16 protein-coding genes and 1 pseudogene are annotated in these 18,595 nt (G+C 57.4%); 12 read left to right on the top strand and 5 right to left on the bottom strand.

Annotation, left to right across the window (positions count from 1 at the left end):
- Positions 1 to 72: 72 nt before the first annotated feature.
- From M8010_RS19575 to M8010_RS19560, 4 genes are read right to left on the bottom strand one after another with little or no spacing between them, the layout of a single operon-like run.
- On the bottom strand, positions 73 to 825 hold the full coding sequence (locus M8010_RS19575) for an SDR family NAD(P)-dependent oxidoreductase (RefSeq protein WP_250094386.1): 753 nt from the start codon (positions 823 to 825) through the stop codon (positions 73 to 75).
- Positions 825 to 1,286, bottom strand: a complete 462-nt coding sequence (locus M8010_RS19570) for a MaoC family dehydratase (protein WP_250094385.1) — start codon at positions 1,284 to 1,286, stop codon at positions 825 to 827. The genes M8010_RS19575 and M8010_RS19570 overlap by 1 nt, the downstream gene beginning before the upstream one ends.
- Complete coding sequence (locus tag M8010_RS19565; RefSeq protein ID WP_250094384.1) at positions 1,286 to 3,235, bottom strand: acetyl/propionyl/methylcrotonyl-CoA carboxylase subunit alpha; 1,950 nt, start codon at positions 3,233 to 3,235, stop codon at positions 1,286 to 1,288. Before M8010_RS19565 ends, M8010_RS19570 begins: the two co-directional genes overlap by 1 nt.
- A 3-nt stretch (positions 3,236 to 3,238) precedes the next feature.
- Entirely contained in the window at positions 3,239 to 4,840 is a 1,602-nt protein-coding gene (locus tag M8010_RS19560) for an acyl-CoA carboxylase subunit beta (protein WP_250094383.1), read from the bottom strand.
- 491 nt (positions 4,841 to 5,331) lie between these two features.
- On the opposite strand from M8010_RS19560, the gene M8010_RS19555 reads away from it, so the two are divergent.
- The 12 genes and pseudogenes from M8010_RS19555 to M8010_RS19500 all read left to right on the top strand — a co-directional run bounded on the left by M8010_RS19555 (position 5,332) and on the right by M8010_RS19500 (position 17,722).
- Positions 5,332 to 6,189, top strand: coding sequence for a PaaI family thioesterase (locus M8010_RS19555; RefSeq protein ID WP_250094382.1), 858 nt, complete (start codon positions 5,332 to 5,334; stop codon positions 6,187 to 6,189).
- Positions 6,190 to 6,483: 294 nt separating this feature from the next.
- Positions 6,484 to 7,647, top strand: a complete 1,164-nt coding sequence (locus tag M8010_RS19550) for an acyl-CoA dehydrogenase family protein (protein WP_250094381.1) — start codon at positions 6,484 to 6,486, stop codon at positions 7,645 to 7,647.
- Positions 7,648 to 7,697: 50 nt separating this feature from the next.
- Entirely contained in the window at positions 7,698 to 8,486 is a 789-nt protein-coding gene (locus M8010_RS19545; protein ID WP_250094380.1) for an ABC transporter ATP-binding protein, read from the top strand.
- A complete protein-coding gene (locus tag M8010_RS19540) occupies positions 8,483 to 10,432 on the top strand; it encodes an AMP-dependent synthetase/ligase (RefSeq protein WP_250094379.1) in 1,950 nt (649 codons plus the stop codon). Before M8010_RS19545 ends, M8010_RS19540 begins: the two co-directional genes overlap by 4 nt.
- Positions 10,429 to 11,328, top strand: coding sequence for a branched-chain amino acid ABC transporter permease (locus tag M8010_RS19535; RefSeq protein WP_250094378.1), 900 nt, complete (start codon positions 10,429 to 10,431; stop codon positions 11,326 to 11,328). Before M8010_RS19540 ends, M8010_RS19535 begins: the two co-directional genes overlap by 4 nt.
- Position 11,329: 1 nt before the next feature.
- The gene (locus M8010_RS19530; protein ID WP_250094377.1) at positions 11,330 to 12,388 is read left to right on the top strand and encodes a branched-chain amino acid ABC transporter permease; all 1,059 of its coding nucleotides are present in this window, start codon (positions 11,330 to 11,332) and stop codon (positions 12,386 to 12,388) included.
- A 54-nt stretch (positions 12,389 to 12,442) separates the two neighbouring features.
- Entirely contained in the window at positions 12,443 to 13,636 is a 1,194-nt protein-coding gene (locus M8010_RS19525) for an ABC transporter substrate-binding protein (protein WP_250094376.1), read from the top strand.
- 7 nt (positions 13,637 to 13,643) lie between these two features.
- Positions 13,644 to 14,438 (top strand): ABC transporter ATP-binding protein, encoded by a 795-nt coding sequence (locus tag M8010_RS19520; RefSeq protein ID WP_250094375.1) that lies wholly within the window; start codon positions 13,644 to 13,646, stop codon positions 14,436 to 14,438.
- Positions 14,435 to 15,619 (top strand): phenylacetate--CoA ligase family protein, encoded by a 1,185-nt coding sequence (locus M8010_RS19515; protein ID WP_250094374.1) that lies wholly within the window; start codon positions 14,435 to 14,437, stop codon positions 15,617 to 15,619. Before M8010_RS19520 ends, M8010_RS19515 begins: the two co-directional genes overlap by 4 nt.
- Positions 15,620 to 16,007: 388 nt before the next feature.
- Complete coding sequence (locus M8010_RS19510) at positions 16,008 to 16,334, top strand: histidine triad nucleotide-binding protein (protein WP_250094373.1); 327 nt, start codon at positions 16,008 to 16,010, stop codon at positions 16,332 to 16,334.
- A gap of 718 nt (positions 16,335 to 17,052) precedes the next feature.
- Positions 17,053 to 17,274: pseudogene (locus tag M8010_RS19505) on the top strand (electron transfer flavoprotein subunit beta/FixA family protein); the annotation flags it as partial.
- 4 nt (positions 17,275 to 17,278) lie between these two features.
- Positions 17,279 to 17,722 carry a MerR family transcriptional regulator gene (locus tag M8010_RS19500; RefSeq protein WP_284048225.1) on the top strand — a complete coding sequence of 148 codons (444 nt, stop codon included), beginning with the start codon at positions 17,279 to 17,281 and terminating at the stop codon, positions 17,720 to 17,722.
- 343 nt (positions 17,723 to 18,065) lie between these two features.
- Here the strand turns inward: M8010_RS19500 and M8010_RS19495 are convergent.
- On the bottom strand, positions 18,066 to 18,595 hold a 530-nt coding region (locus tag M8010_RS19495), incomplete at its 5' end, for a recombinase family protein (RefSeq protein WP_250094372.1).

Below are 18,595 nucleotides of genomic sequence, written 5' to 3'. Positions count from 1 at the left end.
GATTACCTTCAGGCGGGTCCAAAGCGAATCGAGCTATCAGGCATTCGCTATTCCTGAATGGTACCGGTGCTGTCATATAGTTGAGATACCGCCGGTAATGGAGATTGTTTGACCGGTAATACGCATGGCCTCCGCGCTGATCAGGAAGTTTGCCAGCGCGGCGACTTCCGATGCTTGCACCACTCCAAGCTCGGCACGTAGCTTTGCCTTGGTGAAGAGTTTCCCGGCAAAGGTGTCGGCCATCAGGTCATCATGCAGCTCGGTGCCCTCAACAATTGATGGCGTGATACAATTAACGCGAATTCCGTTTCGCTTAGTCTCTTCCGCCATGGCGCGGCAGAACATGATGATACCCGCCATCGCCGTGCCGATGGCGACTTCTCCGGGCGTCGAGAGTTTCCCAGCGTCCGAAGCAAAACAGATGATGGAACCCCCGCCCTGGCCTGTCATGAGGGGCAAAATAGCGCGAGCGGGCATAATCGTCGGAGCCAGCGAGCGGTTAATGCTCGGAAGCAGGTCCTCGCAGGGAGTATCCTTTAGCAGCCGGGGGCGCGGATTGCCCCCTGCGGAGCTCACGAGTGCGTCGATGCCGCCAAGGCGTTCGGCTGCCACGTCAACCATCGCGACGCACTGCGCTGGGTCTGAAGCATCGCAGGCAATGAACGAGGCTTCGTGATGGTTAAGGCTGCGCAGCGCAGCCTCTCCGCGTTCGGGCGAGCGACCAGAGATGACCACCCGGTCGCCCTGCTCGAGCAGCAGGCGGGCGGTGGCAAGACCAATGCCAGCAGTGCCGCCACTGATCAGAACTCGTCGTGTGCTGATCATCACGCAGTTTCCTTCGAGCGCATGTTCATTAGTGCGGCGCGGTCGCAGCTCCCGCACAGCTTGTCATCTTGGTTGAAGCATTCGTGGCGGAAGGTAACAATGCCTTCGCCGGGGCGTGATTTGCTCTCCCGCTTGCCCAGAACCGTCGTCCGGATGTGAATGGTATCGCCTTCGAACAGCGGATACGGGAACTTCACGTCGGTCATGCCCAAATTGGCGATCGTCGTTCCGAAGGTAGTATCATTCACCGACATACCCACCATGCAGCCGAGAGTGAACAGCGAATTGATCAGCGGTTTCTTCCAGACCGATTTGGCTGCGGCATGGCTATCGATATGCACGGGCTGTGTGTTCATCGTCAGCAGCGAAAACCACTTGTTGTCGGTTTCGGTTAGGGTCCGCGTCCACTCGTGGTCGAAGACCATACCAATTTCGAACTCTTCAAAGTAAAGCCCAGCCATTATTCTTCCCCCTCAATCGACATCAAGACCGTCTTGACCTGTACTGTTGCACCGTCCGTGCACGAAACGTTGGTTACCTTGCCGCCAAACGGCGCGGTCAAAGTGTGCACGAGCTTCATTGCTTCCATTTCCAGAAGCGGGGTTCCGGCCTCGACTTCTTCGCCTTCGGTCACAAAGACTTTGGTGACAAGGCCAGTCAGCTGAGCGGCGATATCGCCTTCAGCCAGCCCCACGCCAGCCCCGCCGAGTTTCGCATCGGACGCGATCATGATGTTCGCGGCGATCGTCAGCCCGTTGCGCATCGCGTAGAGTGCATCGGGGGCCTCGAAGACGGTCGCCTCGACATCCGTCATGTCAAGGCTCTTCCCGTCCGCCTCCACCGCGTTGCGGCCGCCGGTCCAGAGCGTCAGCTCCGCGTTGCCGAAATCGTCCTGGACGACGAAGTCGGCGCGCGCGCCCCGGCGGCTCTTGACTGTGCGGAACCAGTCGCGACGCTGGCGCGGATCGGCCTCGCCCGTTTCGCAGAACGCCCTTGCCGCCGCACCTCGCAGCCGCGTCAGCTCGTCCGCGTCCGGCAACCATCCGTCTGGGAAGGTCTCGGTTAGGAAATCGGTCGTGCCCCTGCCATCCGCAAAGGCTTTTGCTTCCAAACAGTCGATCAGGAAGGCCTGGTTCGTCGGTACCCCGATCATCGATAGCGACTTAAGCCCGCCGACCAGCTGGCGCCGCGCACTTTCTCGATCCGGCCCGTAGCTTATCAGCTTGGCCATCATAGAGTCATAGTTGGTCCCGACGGCGGAGCCCGTCGCCACACCGGTCTCGAACCGGAGTCCCGCCGGCCCGTCAACATCAAGGAACGTGCCGGTGCCGGGAATGAATGCACTCTCGGGACGCTCGGCGTTGATTCGCACCTCGATCGAATGGCCCTTCGGCACAATCTGCTCCTGCGTCAGCGGCAAGGACAGTCCGGCAGCCAAACGAAGCTGAAACTCCACAAGGTCAACGCCGCAGATTTCCTCGGTCACCGGATGCTCGACCTGCAAGCGCGTGTTCATCTCGAGAAAATACGGGCTGTCACCGCTGGCCTCCATGATGAACTCAACGGTGCCGACTCCGGCATATTTTATCGCGCTGGTCAATTTGAGCGCGCTTTCCAGCAGCTTCTCGCGCACCACCTCGGGTAGGTTCGGCGCGGGCGCCTCTTCAATCACCTTTTGGTGGTTACGCTGCACCGAGCAGTCGCGCTCGTAGAAATGCAGTGCGCCGCCTCGACCGTCGCCAAAGACTTGCACCTCGAGGTGCCGGGTCGATTCAATCAGCTTCTCGATGAACACCGAGTCGTCCCCAAAGGATGCCCCAGCCTCCTGCCGGGCTGAATCGATCGCCGCCTTCAGTGCATCGGCGCAGGTTACCCGACGCATCCCGCGTCCGCCGCCGCCCGAGTTAGCCTTGATCATGACTGGGTAGCCCAGCTTGACAGCTGCTTCCGACAGTTCTTCATAGCTAGCGTTCACGCCTTCGAAACCAGGCACGGTCGGCACTCCGGCCTTTTTGGCGATGCGCCGGGCCTGGATCTTTGATCCCATCTCGGCCACTGCATGGGCGGACGGGCCGATGAAGAGCAGTCCCGCCTCGTCGCAGGCCTTCACGAAATCCGCGTTCTCCGACAGGAAACCATAGCCAGGGTGAACCGCATCCGCGCCGCTCGCCTTCGCCGCCTCGATAACCGCTGGGATCTTGAGATAGCTCTCCGAAGACGCGGCCGGGCCGATACAGACGGACGTGCTTGCCAGTTGCACGTGCAGCGCTTCGCTGTCCACTTTGGAATGGATTGCGACAGTTCGCAAGCCGAGCCGATGACAAGTACGCATGATCCTGCAGGCGATCTCGCCACGGTTGGCGATCAAAACGGTCCGGATTGGGTTGGGGGCAGTAAGAAACTCCATCATTTTTTACATCCTATACACGGGCCGATGACTCTGAATTTCCGGTCGGGTGAAACCAAGCGCGATGCACAGACCCAGGATCCGACGGGTGTCCCGCGGATCGATAATCCCGTCATCGAACAGACGAGCGGTGCAGAAATAGGGATCCGATTTCTCCTCGAACATCTTACGCACCGTGGCCTCGTGTTCCGCGTGGGAAGCCTCGCTGTCAGCCTCGCGAGAGATCGAGCCACGCCGTAGGTTCATGAGAACCGCGCTGCCGATATCAGGGTTCATGCCCCCTACTCGCCCGTTTGGCCAAGTGAACAAGAACCGCGGGCGGAATCCGCGACCGGACATGCCGTAATTGCCGGCACCGTAAGAGCTGCCAATGATCACGGTGTAGCGCGGGACATGCGTGTTCGACATTGCATAGACCAGCTTGGCCGAGTGCTTCGATATGCCGTTGCGCTCCGCTTCCTTACCAACCATGAAGCCGGTGGTATTCTGCAGGAAGATCAGCGGAATACCGCGCTGGTCGCACAGCTCGATGAAATGTGCACCCTTCAAGCACGCCTCGGCAAAGAGCACGCCGTTGTTGGCCACGATACCAACGGGGAAGCCTTCGAGATGCGCGAAACCGCAGACCAGCGTTTCGCCCCATGCGGGCTTGAACTCGTGGAACTCGCTGCCGTCTACGAGGCGCGCGATGACTTCGCGCGGGTCAAAAAGACGACTCAGGTCGGTGCCGACGATGCCGGGCAGCTCGTCGATGTCGTAAAGCGGATCAACGGTCGGCTTGCGCTCGATCGAATAGGGCTGCTGATAGTTCAGCGCCTCGACCATATCGCGCAGGCGTCCGATAGCGCTGGCCTCATCGGCGGCGAGATGGTCGCTGACCCCCGAGGTGAGCGAGTGCATCTCGGCGCCGCCCAGCTCCATGCGACCGACAGTTTCCGAGATCGCGGCCTTCACGATTTGAGGGCCGCCGAGATGGATCGACGCCTGCCCGTCGACCATGATGAATTCGTCACAGAGCGCGGGGATATACGCGCCGCCCGCCGTACATTCCCCAAAGACGATGGCAAGCTGCGGGATACCCTGCGCCGACATCTGACATTGGCGATGGAAGGTACCGCCGAAATGGTTCTCGTCGTAGAACACCTCTTCCATCTGGTTGAGATTCGCTCCGCCGCAGTCCACGAGATAGAGCACCGGCAGACGGTTCTCAAAGGCGATATCCTGCGCACGGATGTGCTTCTTGACGGTCTCTCGGTAGAAACTGCCGCCTTTCACCGTCGCATCGTTGGCGATGATCATGCAGCTCGTGCCGCGCACCATGCCAACTCCGGTCACAATCCCGGCTGCGGGTAGCTGGTTTTCGTAAAGCCCGTATCCCGCCAGGGGGGTCAACTCCATGAACGCGGTGCCCGGATCAACCAGAAGATCGATCCTGTCGCGCACAAGGATCTTGCCACGCTCATGATGGCGGTTGACCATCTTTTCACCACCGCCGCCGAGTGACCAGTTCAGCTTTTCGTCCAGCTGGTCTAGCAGGACCTGATATTCTTCGCTCCGCTGGCGGAACCCATCGCTTTTCGCATCAACCGTCGTGTCTAAACGTTTCATTATTGTTTCTCCGCGAATCGAACTTTCACCAGCTCCCGTTTGCTTGACGCTGATTCCGTCAGTAGCGTCATGGTTCCATCCTGAACAGTGACACCGGTCTGATTCAACACCAGTGGGCGTAAGGTCACGATACCCGCACTGTTCCATTATCAGGTTGAGTTGCGACATGAGGCCGATCGCCATTGACTGGACAAGCGGTCCGTGAGCAATCAGCCCGCCGAAGCTGCTGCCGGCGCTGAATTCCGCGTCCGAGTGCAGGGGGGGGATTGAAGTCGCCGGACAAGCCACACAAAAGTGGAACATCAGCCTCGGTTACGGTCCGGGGCCTGCGTCACCTACTGCGAATTGTTTTTGAACTCCTCGTAAGTCAGCCTCACAGGCATCCCTCCTCGACTTGTTTTCTACCAAATGTTAGTTATTCTAATCATGGATGTCCAGCTTTGACAAGTGTTTGTGCCTAAACCGGACGAAAGGGGTATGGAGGAATGATCTTGTATGCATCCGAACTGAGAGAGGGTATGGCGCGGCACTTTGGCGGCCCCATCGCCCATGATGAAGAACTTGGGATTCGCTACGGAATCGCGCCGGACGGCGCGGTGACGGGGACCGTCCATCCGCTCCCTGCCATCGAAGACGGCAATAACTATGTGGCGCAGGGAGCACTGGCAACGGTGATGGATACGATCAGCGGCATCGCCAGCATGGCCTGCATGGATTTTGCAAGAACATGTGTCACGCTGAACCTGCGGATAGACTATCTACGTCCTATGCCGGCAGGGCGAGGTTTTATCGCATACGCGACGCCCGTGGGGGCGGTCGATCCTCGCAGGGCGCGCTCGATGGTAGCCAAGAGCGAGGTGGGAACACCCACAGGCGATGGGCCATTCGCGGTATCCGTCGGCAGATTCTTTATGCTTGCGCACGCCAGCCCCCCAAAACCCCCAGGCGATTTGCCGCCGCCGCGCCGGCCATCCCGCGCCCCGAGCTACGCCGAGCTGATGGGTATGGCCGCGGCCGAGGGACAACACCTCGTGCTACCGTTTAGGGCTGGACTAATCGGCAACGGCACCCTGCCCTCGCTCCACGGTGGGGTGATCGTGTCCCTGCTGCAGGACTGCGCCTTCCGCTACGTATGCCGAGCCGTTGAGCGTCCGCTCGAAATCGCCTCGGTGCACGTCTCGTTCTTGAAGCTCGGTCGCCCCGAGGATCTGATCGCCGTCCCCCGCCTGGTCCAGCTCGGGCGCAGCACCGCAACATTGAACATCGTGGCCCATCAAGGTGGCACTAGCGGAGGGCCCATAGCCGAGGCGACTGTCACCTTCGTGTCCGCGCAGTCCGCGGACGGCTAAAAATATTACTTGACCAAAGGAGAAAATTATGTATATTAAATCTAACAACCGATAGTTATAATTCACATTGCATCTGCGGCACCTTTTCCATTAACGGGAGAAAAACAATTACAATTTATAACGGTTCACGTTTTAGATTGTAACGATACGGAGGGGCTGCTATCCCTAAACGCACGTTTGATGGCAAGCCTGTGGCTTGAGGTGGGGCATGTGATCCACCACTAGTTGACATGCAGGATCATACAGATGGACAACCGTTGGTTTACACCGACAGCCGACACGTAGAGGACGACTATGCATTTCGCACTAACCGAACAGCAAAAAGAGTTGCAAAGCCAAATTCACCGCTTTGCGCAGGGCGAAATTGCGCCACGGGCCGAAGAACTGGACCGCAAGGCCGAGTTTCCCGTTGATTTGTTTCAGCGTGTGGGCGAGATGGGTGTCATGTCCATCCCCTTCCCCGAGGAACTCGGCGGTATGGGGCTTGGTGTATTTGACGCTGTTCTAGCGATCGAGGCCCTCGCGGAGGCGGATCAATCCATTGCCGTGTCCGCGATGGTGTCAATGGCAGCTGGTCTGACTGTGTCGCGCTTTGGCTCCGAAGAACAGAAGAAAAAGTGGTTGCCGGACATCATTTCTGGTCAAAAAATCTGCGCAATTGCCGGGACGGAACCCGACGCGGGGTCCGATACCGGTGGCTTTACCACTCGCGCGAAGCAATTGGGCAATGGTCAATGGTCGCTGTCGGGCGAAAAGGCGTACATCACCAACCCCGGTACACCAATTTCACTGTTCACGCTGATCCTTGCGATCACTTCACCCAAGGAAGATGAGCGCAAGAAATTCTCGTTGTTCCTCACGCCGAATGATGCGCCAGGATACACTCGTGGCAAGAGCTACAACAAAATGGGTTGGCGTAGCTCTGACACCCGGCCGCTTTATCTGGATGACTGTCAACTGGGCGATGATGCCATCGTTGGCGATCTAGATGGGGGTAGGCATCTGCTCCACAAAGGTTATCAAGCCGCGCGAATTTGGCTAGCCGCATGTTCACTGGGGCTGGCACAAGCGAGCCTTAAGCATGCAGTCGCCTATGCCACTGAACGCCAAGCTTTTGGTGGGTCGATCGGCAGGCTGCAGATGGTCCAGCAAATGATTGCGCAGATGGCGATCAAGGTGGATACCGCCCGACTTCTCACCTACCGTGCGGCTTGGCAGATCGACCAAGGCATCGATGACCTTGGCGCACTTTCCATGGCTAAAATGGGCGCGACTGAGATTGGCACTGAGGTTGCCAATCTGGCGGTTCAAGTCAGTGGTGGTTGGGGCTTTATGGATGATTGCCCAGCTTCGCGTTACCTGCGCGACAACCGCATTTGCACAATCGGCGATGGCTCCAGCCAGATTCAGACCATGCTGATCGCGCGCTCCTGCGGACTCGACGTCAACTTTACTTAACTTTTTCAAAAAGAGTGGACGAAGAAAAACAATAATTTGGGAGGGAGCACATGACCCCAACTTTAGGGATCACACTGGAGGCACGCAACCTCAGCCTGCGTTTCGGCGCGATCGAAGCGCTTAAGTCGGTTTCGGTCGCCGTTGAAGCGGGCAGCATCCATGCGGTGATTGGACCGAATGGGGCCGGGAAATCCAGCTTGCTGAACTGCCTATCGGGATTTTATCACCCTTGGTCCGGCGCCGTCGTGTTTAACGGTCAGGACATCTCAGCCGCCCACCCTCCGGTGCGGTCGGCTATGGGGCTTGGTCGCACCTTTCAGGGCATCCAGACCTATCCATCAATGACAGCACGCGACAACATCCTGACCGGGTTTCACTCCCAAATGACCGGCGGCGTGTTTGCGGGTCTGCTCCGCACCCCGGCGCATGTGCGTCAGGAAGAGGTTTTTTCCGCAAAAGCAGAAGAGATTATCGAATTTCTAGAACTGGAACAGAGCCGCCACCTCGCGGTTGGGGATATGTCCTATGGTTTGCGCAAGCGAGTGGACCTTGGACGTGCGCTCGCGACCGGGCCTAAGGTTCTGATCATGGACGAACCCATGGCCGGCATGAGCCCCGAAGAAAAAGGAGACCTAGCGCGTTTTATCCTGGATATCCGAGATCATTTCGGCATACCGGTCGTGCTGGTGGAACATGACATGGATGTGGTTATGGACATCAGCGACCGGATCACCGTTTTGGAGTTCGGTCAAGTCATCGCCGATGGCACGCCAGATCAAATTAGATCGGATGAGCGGGTGATTGCGGCCTATCTTGGGCAAGCCGAGGTGGCTGCATGAACAGCACCGCCGTCAAGCACCTGCGCGCCCCAGAGATCGCCCTGTCCAGGTCTTCAAAGGGACGAACCCTACCCCAACTTCTGCGTGACAACGCACGCGATATGGGGGACAAGATTGCAATCCGATCCAAACGATTTGGACTTTGGCAAAGTTTGAATTGGGCCGAACTCTACGCACAGGTTTGCAATACTGCTGCTGCGCTGGATCATCTGGGGCTGCAGCCCGGACAGGTTATTTGCCTGATTTCCGAGAACCGCGAAGAGGCGTGGATTACCCAAATGGCGGCAATCAGTCTTGGGGCAATAGCCACCAATGTCTATCCCGATGCCCCATCCGACGAACTGGCAGATGTGCTTTCTCATTCGGATGCTGTTTTCGCACTGGGAGAAGATCAGGAACAGATCGACAAAATCCTCGATTGTAGCGACCAACTGGCATGCCTGACCCGGATTCTTTATATCGACCCACGTGGGTTGTGGGATTATGAGGATCCGCGCTTGATGGCACTGTCGGATGCGCAGAGCGCCGCCCCGAAAGACTTGGACATTCCCGCGCGGATCGCAGCCGCCGGGCCATCAGATGTGGCGGTTTATTGCTATACATCTGGCACGACCGGCAAGCCCAAGGCGGCGATGATGAACCACGACTTTATCCTCGACAACGCCTATCGGCTGATGGGCGGGCTCGAAATTCGAGCGGGAGGCAAATACCTGTCTTATATCTCCCCGGCTTGGGCGGCTGAGCAATTCATGGGCGTAGCCCTGCCAATCCTCGCGCCCCTCATTCTACATTTTGCGGAGAAGCCTGAAACCGTACAAGGAGACCTGCGCGAAATCGGCCCTGATTTCCTGATGTTCACGCCCCGCCAATGGGAGATGCAGGCATCGGACGTGGAAGCCCGGATGATGGATGCTCCCGCGTGGCGGCAACGCCTTTACCATTGGAGCCTCGCGCGCGGCCACGATCGGGTGCGGCGCAGGGGCAGTATGCTTGAGCGTTGGATCGTCTGGCCTTTGGCCGATCAACTGATACTTAAAGGTGTGCGCGATTTTCTGGGGCTCACGCAAGTGCAAGCGGTTTTGTCTGGCGGCTCTGGTCTTTCAGCTGACCTATTTGCCCGGTACCGCGCCTTCGGAGTGCCTCTCGGCAACCTCTATGGCAGCTCTGAGCTAGGCCTGATTTCCACCCATCGCCCCGATGACACGCGACCTGAAACAATGGGCAGTCTGATGCCCTCTGACCCCGCCATTTCGCCGCCGATGGAGGCGTGGATTGAAGGCGGCGAGCTTCGGCTCAACGTGCTGGCCTTCTCCGGCTACCTCAAAAACGCCAAAGCGAGCGACGAGATGGGCGCGCGGGAGACAGGGTTTAAAACCGGCGATTCCGTGCGGTTGGACGAGAGTGGAGCGTTGATATTCCTAGACCGGGCCAAGGACCTTCGGCGCCTCTCCACAGGCCACACCTATCCGCCCCAGTTCCTGGAAAACCACCTTCGCTCTGCCGCGATGGTGCGCGACGCCATCGTAATCGGTGATGAAAGCCGCGACTGCGTTGTGGCGCTGATTAACATCGATATGGAAATTGCTGGGCGGTTTGCAGAACGCAGCGGGCTCGCCTTTGGCACCTTCGCTGAACTTAGCCAACTTGCCCCTGTGCGGTCCGAGATCGCCCGTGCAGTCGCAGCAACAAATACCAACGTGGATCCAGGCGGTCGCATCACCGCCTTTGCCAACTTACCAAAAGAACTGGACGCGGATGAAGATGAATTGACCCGTTCGCGCAAGCTGCGCCGAGGCGCGATCGAGACCAAATATGCCGTACTGATCGAGGGGCTCTTCGAGGGCGTTGACAACGTGCCAATTACCATCGACGTGACCTATCAGGACGGCCGCAAAAGCCAACTGAGCGCGGTTGTCGAGATGAACCGGATGGAGACTGCGGAATGATAAATCTGCTTCAAGCCCTGATTGACGGCGCGCTGGTAGGACTGGTCTATGGTCTCGTCGCGATCTCTTTTGTCGTGATCTACCGGGGTTCCAAGATAATTAACCTCGCCCAAGGGGAAGTCTTGGTGATTGGAGCCTTTCTGCTCTGGACCTTTACGGAGGGGGCGCGCAACGTCGGGATCGACATTCCCTTGCCCATTGCGTTGGTGCTGACATTGATCGCCTGCGTGATCTTTGGCGCGGTAATTGAACGCACGGTGTTCCGCCCCCTGATTGGACAGTCGGCCTTTACAATATTTATGGCCGGCATTGCGCTACTTATCCTTCTGCGTGGCTTGGCGCAGCTTATCTGGGGCGCTCAGACGAGGTCGGCCCCAGCAATCTTGCCCGAGGGAGCGATTGATCTGGGACCTTTCCTAATAAACACCGGGCTTTTGATCGGCGCGATTTTCACCATTGTGCTGGCTCAAGCGCTGCACCTCTTTTTTACCCGTGCGCGCTTGGGACTGCGGCTCGCTGCAGTGGCTGAAAATCACACCACGGCCCTGTCACTGGGTATTTCGGTGCGCCAGGCTATCGCGGTATCTTGGATCACGGCGACTGTCTTGGCGGCGACCGCGGCGGTGGTGCTTCTGTCAGGCTCCATCCTATCGTTGGAGGTCGCAGTCATCGGATTCAAGGCGCTGCCCATCGCGCTCTTGGGTGGGTTGGAAAGCATCCGGGGTGCCCTGCTCGCCGGTCTGATCATCGGAATAGCTGAGGCGCTGGCGTCAATGTATCTCGACCCAATTACCAGTGGCGCAGCCTCTGGCTTATTGCCCTATGTCGTGATGATCGGCGTTCTCTTCATTCGTCCCTATGGTTTATTCGGCTGGCGCCGAATCGAGAGGCTCTAACATGCGACCCACCGGCATATTCTTTAAAACCTACGCGGCAGAAGCCCGCGTCCTCGAAACGCGGCGCTCGCGCCTTTGGCTCTTGGCGCTGGGCGTGATGCTTGTCGCATTGCCGCTTTTTTCCGGGCCGTGGCTGTTGGGCCAGCTCACTTATGCCTTCATCACCTTGATTGCGGTCTATGGCCTCTTTGTAACGGTTGGCATGGCTGGGCAGATCAACATCGCGCAGTCCGCCTTTGTCGGGGTGGGCGCGTTCACGGCGGCTAAGCTGTCGGGGCTGGGTGTGCCGTTCTGGCTGGTCATCCCGGCGGCGGCGCTGGTCACTGGGGCTGTCTCAGTGCTATTCGCGTTGCCGGCGTCGCGGGTTAAGGGCTTCTACCTCGCGCTCACGACGCTCGCCGCGCAAATCATGTTCCCAATTGTGATCCTCGCCTTACCAATGTCCTGGCTCGGCGGTTTGGTCGGATTGCCGGTAGTATCCCCCGAGCTTTTCGGCCTGTCACTTGGAACGCCACATGGACTCTACTGGCTGGCTTTGGTTTTCGCCGCCGTGGCCATGTTCTGCGCCTTTAACTTGCCTCGGTCACGGTTGGGGCGGGCTTTGCGGGCAGTACATGACAACGACACGGCAGCGGGCGTGATGGGAATCCCCGTAGCCCGAATCAAAATCGAAGCATTCTTTGCAGGTGCTCTCTTTGCCGGAGTTGCCGGAGCGCTAACCGCCTATTACCTTCAGTTCGTGACGGTGTCGAGCTTCACAATTTTCGCCTCGGTCTGGTATCTGGGAATGTTGATTGTAGGCGGCATCAATTCGCCACTCGGCCCGATCCTAGGCGTCGCTTTCATAACGTTCATTCAAGAAGGGCTGCACACGATGTCTAATATGCTATTGCAATCGGAATCGGGGGGTAGTTTTGATGGCGGGGCGGTATTTGCCCTTAGCTCCATCGTACTCGCTCTGTGCATTCTTATTGCACTGATCTTTGAGCCACGCGGGCTTGCCCACCTTTGGCACACGATTAAGACGAATTTCCGTCTCTGGCCGTTCCCCCGGAACTGAACATGGCTGGATATAAACGGTGCTCTGCACCACACTAAAAAGAAGGAAAAGACTATGAAGGCTATGAAGCTGGTTCTGGCAGGGGCCGCGGCGATCAGTCTCGCCTCGTTCGCCCAAGCCGAAACATATACTTTCACCGCGAGCGCGGACTATTCTGGGCCCTTCGCTGATGTGATGCCGGACTCGATGTCCGGGCTGGAAGCCATTGTTGACTACTGGAATGCCGAGGTGGGCGAGGGCCTGGGCGTCGATGTGGACTTGAAGATATACGACATGCGCTATAATTCAGCACAAATTGCTAGGACATGGCCATCGATCCTCAGGTCTGATGCGCCAATCATCCATCTGGGCTGGGGCTCGCCCGATCTGGTTACACTTATGGGGCGCTTACCCAATGACAAAGTGCCTCTGCTTCTAGGCACCGCCATGGGCGGACAGGGGTGGACTGAGAATGGATGGCATTTTTCGACCCGTCCAACCTATAGCCACGAATTTGCGGGGCTATTTAGTTACCTCGCGGCGGGGCATGATGGCCCTTTGAAAATCGCAGCAATTTCGACGCAAACGCAGGCGGGTTTTGTCGATCAGGTCGAAGGTGTCAAACAATTGGCCACGCAATACCCCGACAGCTATACCCTGACGTCGACACAATGGGCGGATACCGCCCCCGTGTCGCTGGCTCCCCAAATGCGGAAGGCACTAGCGGACGATCCGGACGTTATACTTGTTGGCGGCACCACCGCGCAGGTAATTGAAACCGCCAAGGCGATGGAAGAACTGGGGGCCAATGTGCCAATTGTCATGTCCACCCATAACGGGCTGGCCGAAGTGTCGAAGGGTCTCCCCCTCGATAGAATTGAAGGATCCTATTCCACGTTCAGCTTTGCACCACCTGGAAAGGAGAACCTGCCAATCCGCGACGTTTTTGAAACCTACGCGCCCGATGGCAACTGGGGAACGATGGCGGAGCAATCGGCTGCCCAAGCCATCCTCGCGCTGCGCGTATTGGAGCAAGCGGTGGCCGAGGTGGGCGCGGACAATGTGACCGGACAGGCGATGTATGACGCATTAATCGGACACACATACTCCGAAGAGAGGCTACTCGGCGCGCTTCCAACACTTAGCTACGACACAACCGCCCCCTTCCCCACTGGCGAGATCAAATCAAGTGCCGAGGTCGTGAAGGATGGTCAGGTCGTTCCGGTGCAGGGCGATTGGTTCGCTGTTCCTGTTTTGGATAAATGGTGATCTGACCATGCTGACCCTTGCCAATATCGATGTCGTTTATGACGGTGTCATCCAAGTGCTCCGCTCGACCAACATTGAGGTGCGGCAGGGACAAATGGTGGTGCTTCTCGGGGCAAATGGTGCCGGGAAGACCACCACCCTGAAAGCAATTTCCGCACTTCTTCATGCCGACCAAGGAGCGGTCACGGCCGGCCGGATTACGTTTGAAGATAGAGATATCACCCACGCGGACCCGACCACCATTGTGAAGTCTGGAATTGTGCAGGTGCTGGAAGGTCGAAAGGTTCTTGAACATCTGAGCGTGCTCCAAAATCTGATGGTCGGCGCCCACCTTCGCAAGGATCGCGCTGGGGTGCGCGAGGATCTGGAGAAGGTTTACCACTACTTCCCGGCACTTCCAAACCTCTTACACCGCACCGCCGGCTACCTGTCAGGTGGTGAGATGCAGATGGTTCTGATTGGGCGGGCACTGATGGCGCAACCCAAGCTTTTGATCCTTGACGAGCCATCGATGGGTCTCGCCCCGAACCTGAGCCAACAACTTTTCAGAACCATTGAGCAGATCAAACGAGAGGAAGGTTTGACTGTGCTACTTGTCGAACAGAACGCCCGCTCGGCCATTGCACAATGCGACTACGGCTACATCATGGAGGGCGGCCGGATCGTGCTGCATGGCAGCCGCAACGAGTTGACCAGCAACCAAGATGTGCAGGAGTTCTATCTTGGCACCTCAAACGCAGCGGATCGCACAAGTTACCGTGACGTGAAGCATTATCGCCGCCGCAAGAGGTGGTTGGGATGATGGAGCGCCTGACCACCCTTGCTCAAGTCACCGCAGAGGCAATCGGACAAGCCCCCGCCCTCGCCGCCCGATTGTCTGCAGCGGGAATAGCGGCGGGTGACCTGGCCCGTGCCGGAGTGCTCGATACGCTTCCGGTTATGCAAAAAACTGACCTTATCGCGCAACAGGCTGCCAATCCACCGTTTGCAGGTTATCTATCCGTTCCATTGGATGAGGTTGCGCATGTTTTTGCCTCGCCCGGCCCAGTCTTTGAACCCGTACTTCGGGGCCACGGCGCACATGGCTTTGAGCTGATGTTTCAAGCTAGCGGCTTGGGGTCAGGGGATGTGGCGCTGAACACATGGTCCTATCACCTGGTGCCAGCAGGATTAATATTTGACACGGGCGCTCGGGCGACCGGGGCGACCGTCATTCCTTCGGGTCCGGGGCAAACCGAATTGCAAGTAACGTTGATCGAAAACCTTGGTGTGACAGCCTTCCTCGGCTCGACCGCCTATTTCGAAAAGGTGGCCAAGGTTTACGCTGCGACCTATGGCAGTACCAAAGGACGATGGACCATCACGCGGGCGTTTCTTGGTGGTGAACCCGGTGATTGGATGGGCAAGCGAGCACGGCTTGAGGCAGAACATGGAATTAAAACATATGGAGCCTACGGCACTGCGGATCTCGGCTTGGTGGGGTACGAGGAAGACGGACAGCCCGGCTACCTCTGCCACCCATATCGGCTGGTACAAATCTGCGACCCCGCGACAGGCGCGCCGCTGCCCATCGGGGTCGAGGGTCAGATAGTGGTGACTACACTCGCACGTGGCTGGCCGATGGTGCGCTTTGGTACAGGCGATCTCGCGCAGGCTCTTGCCCTATCTGACGACGGGTTCGTCAGCCGCATGTCCGGTGTGACCGGGCGGGTGGGCGACGGCGTGAAGGTGCGTGAAATTTTTCTCTACGCCTCCCATGCCACTGCACTGGCTCAATCCCTTGGCACTGACGTCGAAGCCAGCTTCCGTGTCTGGCGCGAAGACGGCGTGGACAGGATCACGATTGAACTCAGCGGCGCTGCGCCTCCGGACGCCGAGGTGCGCGATATCTTTCATCAGCTTACCCGGCTGCGCGTTGATTACATCCGTCGCCAAAAACGCCTGACCAATCCCACCCTATTGGAAGATTCCCGTGTTTTCTGATCCTAGACGAGGCTGAACCGTGGCTAAACTGACTTCCTCCATCGATCCGACCCCCGATACCTTCCGCGATAGGGCCAGCGCCTATGACTCAATGATCGACGATCTAGGTGTCCAATTGGCTGGACGTGGGGCTGGCCACGGGCCGTGACAGACAGGATCATAACCATCACCGGCATGATGCATCCCCCAAGCGGATACTGTTCTACCCGCTACTATTCCATGCACGATGGTGGTTGTGCGAAAAGTCATAAGGAGAGTTGCTGGGGAAGCTTGTTTGCGGAAGGCAACGCTGCCTCCGCGCTTCTGCTATCTTTTTTCTCGGCAGCCGGTGTCACCCGAATCCCCTGCGCGGTGTTTTTGTAGGCATCATTTAAGAGGAGAGAAATTTATGAGCGATTGTATCTTTTGCAAGATGATCGACGGCGAGATCAAGCCTGATATCGTACTCGAGACCGACAGCGTTTTAGTTTTTCATGACATTAATCCGCAGGCGCCCACCCATGTCTTGATCATTCCCAAGCGACATATTCCTACCATGAACGATCTGGAGCCGGAAGATGCCAAGTTAATGGGTGACCTTTGTCTGGCGGCGCGTAAGGTCGCTGAGCGGGAAGGCGTGTCGGGAAACTTCCGCACTACGATCAACTGCGGCAGGGACGGTGGCCAAGAGGTGTTTCATCTTCACATGCACTTGCTAGGCTGGCCGCCAAGTTAGTGCTGGAGTTGCTCCAAGGTACGCCCATGCTAAATCGGGTAGACGCCGCAATCGGCAGGTAGGGCGGGCATCTTAAGAGTTGGCGCCATTAGCCAAACGTTTGTATGGTTACCACAATGCATCATGTCCGATGCTTGCGTAACAACAAAGCTGAGATGTCCGCCCAAACCGACCACAGTGAGCAGAGCCTAAATGCTCGGTTGCCAAATAAACGCGACGAAATAATGCTAAAGGCCGCCGATATTTTGGTCGAGCGCAACAACGGCACCACGAGGCGGGACATTGTCGGTGGCGTAGGTATCCTGACTGGACCTGTTTACTATCTTTCGCCCTCAAATAAGATCTACTAGCGGACGTCTGCAGTGAAGGGATCGCGCGAATCAAGCGTAACGGACAGGTGGCGATTTAAGGGCCATTCGACCCCTTAAACGCCCGCCTGTACCGCTCATCTGCACACGCTGCCGGAAGCGAACTCTTTTGCGGCCATGTTCGCGCGTACAATTCCTGCGGAGCGCCCGGACCTGCGAGGCAGCCTGGTGCGAGGCCGAGACAGATACAAGGCGGTATTGCTGGAAGTAATCGATGCCCTCCCGCCCAACCCGTCGGTCGCGGTCCGCTACGTGCAAATGCTGCGCGAGGCGAACCTTAAGAGCGTGAGGAATTATCAGCTATGAACATTTTGGAACCGACAAAACTGGACGTCGACTAAAACGTCAAGGTGTGGGTGAATGCCGACGGCATCGGCGTGGAAACCGCCAACGTCAAAATGTCGATGAACCCGTTCGATGAGATCGCCGTCGAGTGGGCGGTACGTTTGAAGGAGGCCCGTCAGGCAAGCGAAGTCGTGGCAGTCTCGCTCGTCGGCAACGCCTGTCAGGGGGGGCTGCGCACGCCGCTTGCCATGGGGCGGGATCGCGCGGTACTGATCGAGAAAGGAAACCGTCATGGACATCAAGAAAACTTACAGCATCAGCGAGCTGGCCAAAGAGTTCGACGTTACTACCCGAAGCGTACGTTTTTACGAAGACCAGGGCCTTCTCCACCCGACCAGGCGCGGCCAGACCCGCATCTTCAGCTCAAAAGACCGAGTCCGCCTGAAACTGATCCTGCGGGGAAAGCGCATGGGCTTCTCCCTGGCGGAAACCAAGGAACTGTTCGACCTGTGGGACGAAACCCTCAGCGGTAACGAAAAACAGCTTCTGTTAATGGTCGACACCCTGGCTCGCAAACGCGAACAGCTGGAACAACAGAAAAACGACATCGCCCAGGCGGAAATGGAAATGGATACGGCAGAAGCCCGGTGTCGAGAAGCTCTCGCTGATCTTTTGAAGAAAAGCGCCCACAGGCAAAGACTAAAAAAAGAGCCCGAATTCGTAGACCAGAAATAGAGGTGGACACCGGAGCGAGTGGATATCGGTGTCCGAAACCGTGCGGAGTTCGCGACCAACTCCAAATTAGAGAGTAAAAGGTAGCCAACAATGAAATCACAGTGAGTCCATCGATATACTCCGCGAGCAGATCAGCGAACCGAACAAAATAGCTGACGCGTTGTAACCGGTCATTCCAAGACGTAGTTGACTTACTTCACGTCACGAAGTGGTCTGAGTAATACCGGCGACACCTTGTACTGCTTCCTGCCATCATCCAGCACGATCACACTTTTGCGGTTGATCTTGGTGACGATCCCCAGCACGGTTCCCTCCCGCCCTTCCATCTGCGATGGCTTCCAAGCTAACTACTCTTTAGTCCAGCATCTTGTCGGGCAATGTTATCTGTTTGAAGCCGTTTGAGCGAAGCGTTGAGGGTGGTTCTGACTACGCCAAAGTGTTCAGCCACCTCTTTTTTCGTGATGTTTGGGTCTAAAAGCATGGCTGCCGCCTTCTTTACATCAGCATCTGACATGGCTGTCTTTCGGCCGCCTTTTCGGCCCCGGGCCCGAGCTGCCGTCAGTCCAGCGATGGTTCGCTCTCGAATCAGGTCATGCTCAAACTCAGCCAAGGCACCAAATATATGGAACACCAGGCGACCGCCTGAACTGGTGGTATCGATGGATTCCGTCAGTGACTTGAAGCCGATTTCCCGATCATGAAGATCCTGGACAATCTCAACCAGGTCTTTCAGCGAGCGGGCAAGTCGATCCAGTTTCCAGACAACCAGAACATCGTCCTTCCGCAGCGTACGGAGGCACTGCGACAACTCAGGTCGTTCTCGTAGCTTGCCGGTAAATTTTTCCTGGAAAACCTGTTCGCACCCTGCTTTTT

This window comes from Marinobacter sp. ATCH36 (assembly GCF_023555055.1).
Lineage (GTDB): Bacteria > Pseudomonadota > Gammaproteobacteria > Pseudomonadales > Oleiphilaceae > Marinobacter.
Note: the sequence above shows the minus strand (reverse complement) of the source record. Positions and strands in the feature narration are given on the sequence as shown.